5 protein-coding genes and 1 pseudogene are annotated in these 6,734 nt (G+C 46.6%); 3 read left to right on the forward strand and 3 right to left on the reverse strand.

The annotated features are described in order from the left end of the window. From Q0668_RS01995 to Q0668_RS02005, 3 genes and pseudogenes are all read left to right on the forward strand, one after another. Positions 1 to 413, forward strand: a pseudogene (locus tag Q0668_RS01995) (hypothetical protein); the annotation flags it as partial. A gap of 279 nt (positions 414 to 692) precedes the next feature. Beyond that, positions 693 to 1,493 (forward strand): MBL fold metallo-hydrolase, encoded by an 801-nt coding sequence (locus Q0668_RS02000; RefSeq protein ID WP_298859413.1) that lies wholly within the window; start codon positions 693 to 695, stop codon positions 1,491 to 1,493. Positions 1,494 to 2,020: 527 nt separating this feature from the next. Then, positions 2,021 to 4,894 carry an MMPL family transporter gene (locus Q0668_RS02005; protein WP_298859415.1) on the forward strand — a complete coding sequence of 958 codons (2,874 nt, stop codon included), beginning with the start codon at positions 2,021 to 2,023 and terminating at the stop codon, positions 4,892 to 4,894. Between the two features lie 7 nt (positions 4,895 to 4,901). Here Q0668_RS02005 and Q0668_RS02010 read toward each other — a convergent pair whose 3' ends face one another. From Q0668_RS02010 to Q0668_RS02020, 3 genes are all read right to left on the reverse strand, one after another. Further along, a complete protein-coding gene (locus Q0668_RS02010) occupies positions 4,902 to 5,825 on the reverse strand; it encodes an alpha/beta hydrolase (protein WP_298859417.1) in 924 nt (307 codons plus the stop codon). After that, positions 5,822 to 6,412, reverse strand: a complete 591-nt coding sequence (gene rsmD, locus Q0668_RS02015) for a 16S rRNA (guanine(966)-N(2))-methyltransferase RsmD (RefSeq protein WP_298859418.1) — start codon at positions 6,410 to 6,412, stop codon at positions 5,822 to 5,824. The genes Q0668_RS02010 and rsmD overlap by 4 nt, the downstream gene beginning before the upstream one ends. 103 nt (positions 6,413 to 6,515) lie before the next feature. Next, on the reverse strand, positions 6,516 to 6,734 hold a 219-nt coding region (locus tag Q0668_RS02020), incomplete at its 5' end, for a hypothetical protein (RefSeq protein ID WP_298859420.1).

Below are 6,734 nucleotides of genomic sequence, written 5' to 3' on the forward strand. Positions count from 1 at the left end.
CCTCTTTTCAGAGTGACAGCACCAAACGACGTTTCGAGAGTTCTGCCTATCGATTAGTAGACCATATGTTGTTTGCAGATGAGCTGGTTCTGAAAGATCAGATTCGTGGCGTAACCAGTTTTCAAACCGATTTTACTCAGTCAGGACCGCGCGACGGTCAGGGGCGATCCTTACGGGATTTTGATCTGGAACAACGTCTGTTCAAGTATCCCTGCAGTTTTTTAATTTACTCTGAGTCCTTCGATGCCTTGCCTCGTCCGATCTTGGATGTTGTCTATCATCGATTGTGGGAAATTCTTTCGGGCAAGGGTGATCCTAAAAAATATGCGCACCTGAGTGCCGCGGATCGCCGAGCCATTCAGGAAATTTTGATCGAAACCAAGCCCGGTTTACCTGATTACTGGAAACTATAGTCGTCTCGTTACTTTCTAGACGGTTCCTGATCCCCTGATTTGCTCTGTCGCCAATCCATTCTGCTGGAAATCGGGCTTATCGCACACATCTGCTTTAATATTGGTTGTTTCAGCGAATTGGCCCGCATAGAATGACGGGGACATTAAGATTGGCTCTGTACGACATCCCTTCTGCCTGATGTCAATTTTGCGAATGGTATTCCCGTGCAGGGCTCAACCAGTCTTTTCCGGATCAATCATCATCAGCTTTTGAGCTTATAATACGAGGAGCTTACGGGAATGTTGCCCCGACGCGAAGTGTTTCCACACGTCATCGAAATTAATTATCAGGCCAGACAACGTTTGGGGTGTTGTGTTTACCTTTTATTCAATGATCAGAATGAATGGCTGCTGATTGATATTGGGTATGAAGATACTGTATCTGAAATTATAGAAATGATCCGCCAGATGGATTTTCCTCTGGCCAATTGCAAATATTTGATTGCGACTCACGCTGATGTAGACCATATTCAAGGTCTGAGTCGCGCCAAAGAGCTGCTGCCAACGGCTCAGGTGGTGGCCCATCCGAGTGCTGCCCGGTTGCTCGAAGTGGGAGATCGTATCAGTACTTATGCAGAAATCAGCGCTCAGGGGATTTCGATTGATATGCCTGCGTGTCAGGTTGATACAGAAGTCAATGAAGGCGATGTAATTGATCTGGGTGGGGATATCAAGCTGGAAGTCTGGCATACACCGGGCCATACCGATGGGCAATTGGCCTTTCGTTTTGGAGACCTGCTCTTTTCGGGTGACAATATTTATCGCGATGGATGTGTGGGACATATCGACGCGCATCACGGTTCTGATATTCCAAAATTTATCAAGTCATTGGAGAGGATTCGCGACTGCGATGCAAAATGGCTGCTTCCCAGTCATGGCCCCATTTTTCAGAATAAAAAAGAGCTCCTGCAGGCGACTGTTGATCGTTTGGATACTTATCAGCATATGGCGGACTTCGGAACCTGTGCCGTCGATTGGCCTTTGCAGGATGAATGGGACGAAGAGCTTTCGAAGGGATTTGATCCCGATACTGCTCAATAAGCCTAAAACTCTTATGGCTTTATGTCCATTTTTGCATCGTCGTAGCCATGTTCTCTGATTAATGTGCTGAACAGGCAGTACAAGACGACTATTGAATCGCAATTTTTGTGTCATTTTGTGAGAGTTCACGTTCTCTGAGCACCAATTCCTGCTGCTATAATCCGTAAAATTGCTATCATTATCAGAATCTTTATCACAAATACAAATGTTGTTGTTGTTGCGACAAGTTTAACCCGATACGACGACGAAATATACCGATACGCGAGGATCGTAAAAAGTGACATCGGTTTAGAAACAGAAGTGGGCTTTTCATTTTTTTTGTACAATCGAGATTGATTCATTGAGTGAAAGTGTGACAATTCAAAGAATCTGATTTGAATGAGTCTCCGAATTTTCAGGAAGAATGCTCAAGTCAGAAGTGATTGTTTCACAGTTTTGAATCAAACAATTTTCGATGAATTTTACGCCGTGTTCACGGACTGAATTCATCTATTTGATAAAGCCTCTTCGGGCTATTGGAATCATTAATGTCTTCGTTTTTTCAAAAGCGCGACCCTTGGGGACATAGTCTCTCGTTATGGGTTGTGGTCTCTATGATCTTCGTCGCTCCTGTTCTTGTAGGAGTTTTGAAGGAGATTCGACAAGAAAACAATGTCGAAAACTGGCTCCCGCCTGACGATCCCCAGTCTAAGGTGCTCCGCTGGCATCGTGAAAGTTTTGGAATTGAAGATCGCGTACTCCTTTCCTGGGAAGGAAGTTCGCTGACAGATCCGCGGTCAGAACGGCTGAAAACGCTTCTACTGGGAACAGCTGACGAAAAAAACATTCGTCGTGGAGGCTCACCTTACATTGCAGACGTTGTGACACCTCAAGATGCCATACAGAAAATGGTTGAGAACAAGGTTAAGCCGGAAGAAGCCCAACAGCGTTTGAAAGGAGTGTTGCTCGGTACGGGGATGCTGAAAATCCGGTTAACCGAAGCTGGCAAGAACAGGCTGGAGCAAACGACTCAGGAACTGATCGAGAAAGCGAAGAGTGAGTTAGGTTTAGTGCTTACCGTAAAGCCCGCTTTCAAAGAGTGGATCGAGATGATCGATGAATCTAAGGAAGAGATCATCAATGACGCGTCTGAGAATCAGGATGAAGATCGGGTCGATTATCAATCTCTGGTGGCTGCGATTCCCGCTCATGATTTTCAGCTAACCTGGCCGCGCATGCAGCCTGATGCTGAATTAACCCAGCAGTTAAAACAGTTGGCTCTTTCTCTGACACGTCCTGAGATGCCAACCGCGTCTGGGGACAATTCGAAAGAAATAGTCGATTCTGCGAAAGCACAACCTGCTCTCATTGAAGATTGTTTTTTTTCCGTAGGAACTCCAATTGCAATTGCGATTGAGTTATCAGGAACAGGTGATGCAGATCATGCTGCTGCAATTGATGCAGTAGTCGTGGCGGCAAACAAAGCAGGTATTCCTGAAGAGAGTCTCCATCTGGGAGGCAGACCCGTTGCGGGCGCTGCATTAAACCAGATGGTCAAGAAATCATCCTGGAATACGGCTCATCCGGTCTGGCAATTTCACAAACGGTCTGTGACTCTGTTTTCTGGATTAATTGGAATTCTGCTCGCCTTTTTAATGTTACGCAGCCTCAGGCTTTCCTGTCTGGTATTGTTAGTTTCTTACTATACCACTTTTGTAGCCGTCTCCATTGTTCCTCTGACAGGGGGAACAATGAATATGGTTCTGGTGGTCATGCCGACCTTATTAACGGTGCTGACGCTTTCCGGTTCGATCCATGTAGCTAATTACTGGAAACATGCCGCTCATGTGGATATGAAAACCGCTGTGACACAAGCTGTTGAAATGGCGCGTGCGCCCTGTATGATGGCCAGCCTGACAACCGCCATTGGTCTGGCATCCTTAATGACCAGTCCTTTATCCCCGGTACGCGATTTCGGTCTGTATTCTTCGATTGGTTGTCTCATCTCGCTGTTGATGGTCCTGATCGGTTTACCATCGTTGTTACAATTATGGCCTGCCAAAGCGCCTAAGGCGTCTGAGATCGATACCAAGCACTGGCAGAGGTTCGGGCGTATTCTGTCCCGGCACCAAGTCCTGGTTTCCATGAGCTGTCTATTGATCTTTGTCGTCTCCTGTTATGGCTTCAAATGGTTTAAGACTGAAACCAAGGTCATTAAGTATTTTCCAGATTCTTCACGCGTAATTCAGGACTATTCGTTTCTGGAAGAAAACCTTTCGGGGATCACACCCGTAGATACTGTGATTTGCTTTGATGAAAGTGCGCAGAAAAATTTAAAATTCTTAGATCGTATTGAGGTGGTCCGCAAGATCCAACATAAGATCGCGGAGCACCCGGAAATCAGTGGTTCTGTTTCACTGGCTGATTTTAGTCCGGTTACAGAGCCGCCTAAAAAAGAGGCGCGTACATATCAAAAACTGGCCTATAACAGACGAGCCCTTCTTACGCAAAAAAGAATTCAGAAAAGCCTGGAAAATGGGACTGCAAAATCGTTTCTGTATATTGCTGAAGAGCCCGTCGAACTGGAACAGGAAACAGCAAATGGCCCCCGATCTGTTGCGTTGAACAAGGGAGATGAGCTTTGGCGAATTACTTCTCAAGTCGCCATCATGTCCGACCTGAATTATGGGGAGCTTACACGGGACTTAAACCAGGTCACTCAGTCTGTTCTACGTGATCATGCAGGAACGACACATCTGGTGACGGGTACCATTCCTTTGTTCCTAAGAACTCAGGAGGCCGTTCTGGAAAGTCTGATTCGAAGCTTCGGGTTAGCCTTTGCCGTGATCGCTATTGTGATGATGGTCCTGCTGCGTAGTCCTCTGGCCGGTTTGATTACCATGTTGCCGAATCTGATGCCGATTGGTGTCGTATTTGGATTACTATGCTGGATGAATATTTCGATTGACATCGGAACAATGATCACCGCTTCGGTAGCTTTGGGCATCGCCGTTGATGGGACTTTGCATCTGCTGACGTGGTTTAAAATCGGAATTAAAGAGGGTAAAAACAAAAGTGAAGCAGTTGCTGCTGCGTTGGGGCATTGTGGTCCGGCGATGTGGCAAACCAGCGCTGCAGTCGGTATCAGCCTGGCGATGCTGTTTCCCGCAGATTTACTGCTGGTAAGCCGCTTTGGAGTTTTGATGTGTGCCCTGATTGCCGCTGCTTTGTTAGCAGACATCATCTTTTTGCCCGCACTATTGGCAGGTCCCCTGGGCTCTTTGATTGAATCGTCAATAAATAAAGAAAAAAAAGAGACGGTGACAGAAGGTGTTCCGCTGTTGCAGGAAGGGAAAGCGACGAAACCGCATCTTTCTCAAGCCATTAAGCGGGTACAATCTGAAAAGACACTCGAATCTTAAAAAGTGATTATCGAGCTCGCGCTGGGGCATGGATGCTTTTGAGAAACTGAAAGATTTCCTGTGTGGGAATGTCGTCTTGAACACCAATTTCACGATTGATTGTGAGATGAGTTTTTCCTCTCGCGGAAATGACTTTTGCCGAGATGCGATTTGCTTTCAGCTTTTTTCCCAGACTTTCCGATTGTCGCCGTGAGTCGGCTCGGCTTGCGACATGCAGGATGAGAAAGGGTGGAATCGATCGATTCGCACGAACATAGGTTAGTGGAGAGGCAGCCTTCCATATTTTCTCATCAGTTCCAAAAACCGTCGTATAGATTTTTTTAGCAGTCGGGCCAGCGGTCTGGATTCGTTCGGTGATATCATAGCCGGCTCCATCCAGTAAAATGGTTCCTTTAATGGTTTTTAGGGAGAGGGATTCCGCTTTGAGATAAACGGGGTTCGTGGAGACCAATGCCACCAGATGCGCTCCTGCGGAATGTCCCATGAGGAATATTTCGTTTGGATTGCCTCCATATACTTTTGCGTGTTCGCGAATCCAATGGATGGCCTGTGCAATATCATGTGCCTGCTGATCATAATTAGCCTGGGGATGGAGACGGTAATTAATGCTGGCGAATAAATAACCGTGCTGTGTAAAAGCTTGAGGTTTGCTATCCACTCCCCGTTTATCGCCGATTTTCCAGGCTCCGCCATGAACCCAGATCACAATCGGATGCTGCTGACCAGAGACGGGCGCGTATAGATCCAGGCTCTGGAAATGTTTTCCCAATTTGATGGTCTTGTCATAAGGGAGATTCTTGAATGTTTTGAATTTTTTCGTAGTCGTCTGATCTTCAGATCGTGCGGTCTGGCAGGGTATCGCCAAAAGAATGCCTGCTAAGGCGAATCTGATTTTCCAGGCATGGATTTGGAAAACAGAGCGATTTGTCACGAGTTCTGGCCTGCTTGTTTTTTCATGAAGTGGATGTCCATACTCGATTTTTGCAGCAGGTCATATTTTTCCCAGACAGACGGACATTCAAACTCAGCATCGCGGGGTGCTCTCAGAATCAGGTGACAATCATCTGAGGAGACAGTCTCCCGCGCCAGTCGCTCCAGCGATTCATATAATCTGGAACCAGGCTTGAGGTCATCGAGCATTTTGTAGGGTGGATCAAAGAAGACGAGATCAAAGGGGACAAATTCCGGAACATTTTTGGGGCGGAAGGAGGAGAGCAGGGCATTGGTCTTCCAGCATAGCGTCTTATCTTCCGCTCCAATACTCTCTACGTTACGTTTGAGCAGTTCGTGCGCTTTGCGATCCTGTTCCATGAAAACGACACTGCTGGCCCCCCTGCTAAGCGCTTCCAGGCCTAGTGATCCGGTGCCGGCATAAATGTCGGCTACACGCTTTTCCTGAACGGTTTCCCCTAACCACTCGAACAGAACTTCTTTCACAAAATCAGTAATGGGGCGTGTTGTCTGGCCGGGATTGACGTGTAATTTTCGACGACGATATTTACCTGCAATAATACGCACTGAGCTGTCGATTCAAAAAAACAGGTGTGAATTAGAATTTCGCACTGATAGTGAATTTACTATAAATCCGGATTGTATAAAGACTTGATAGTAATGAGAAGCATTACTCACTCTCTGCATCCTCTTTTGCAACGCGTTCCCAGTGTTTTTTGATAATATCGGCAGCTTCCTCTGCAATAGAGTGATATTCTTTTTTGTCTTTGAGTTTAGGGGCAGGAGGTTTTGAAGAGGGGTTCATCGCCTGGGCCTGTGATGCGGAAATAATCGTGGTATCACCGGGTGCGGGATCCGATTCATTGATTTCTTCCGAGAGCCAGCTGGA

It is taken from the genome of uncultured Gimesia sp., from assembly GCF_937910335.1.
Lineage (GTDB): Bacteria > Planctomycetota > Planctomycetia > Planctomycetales > Planctomycetaceae > Gimesia.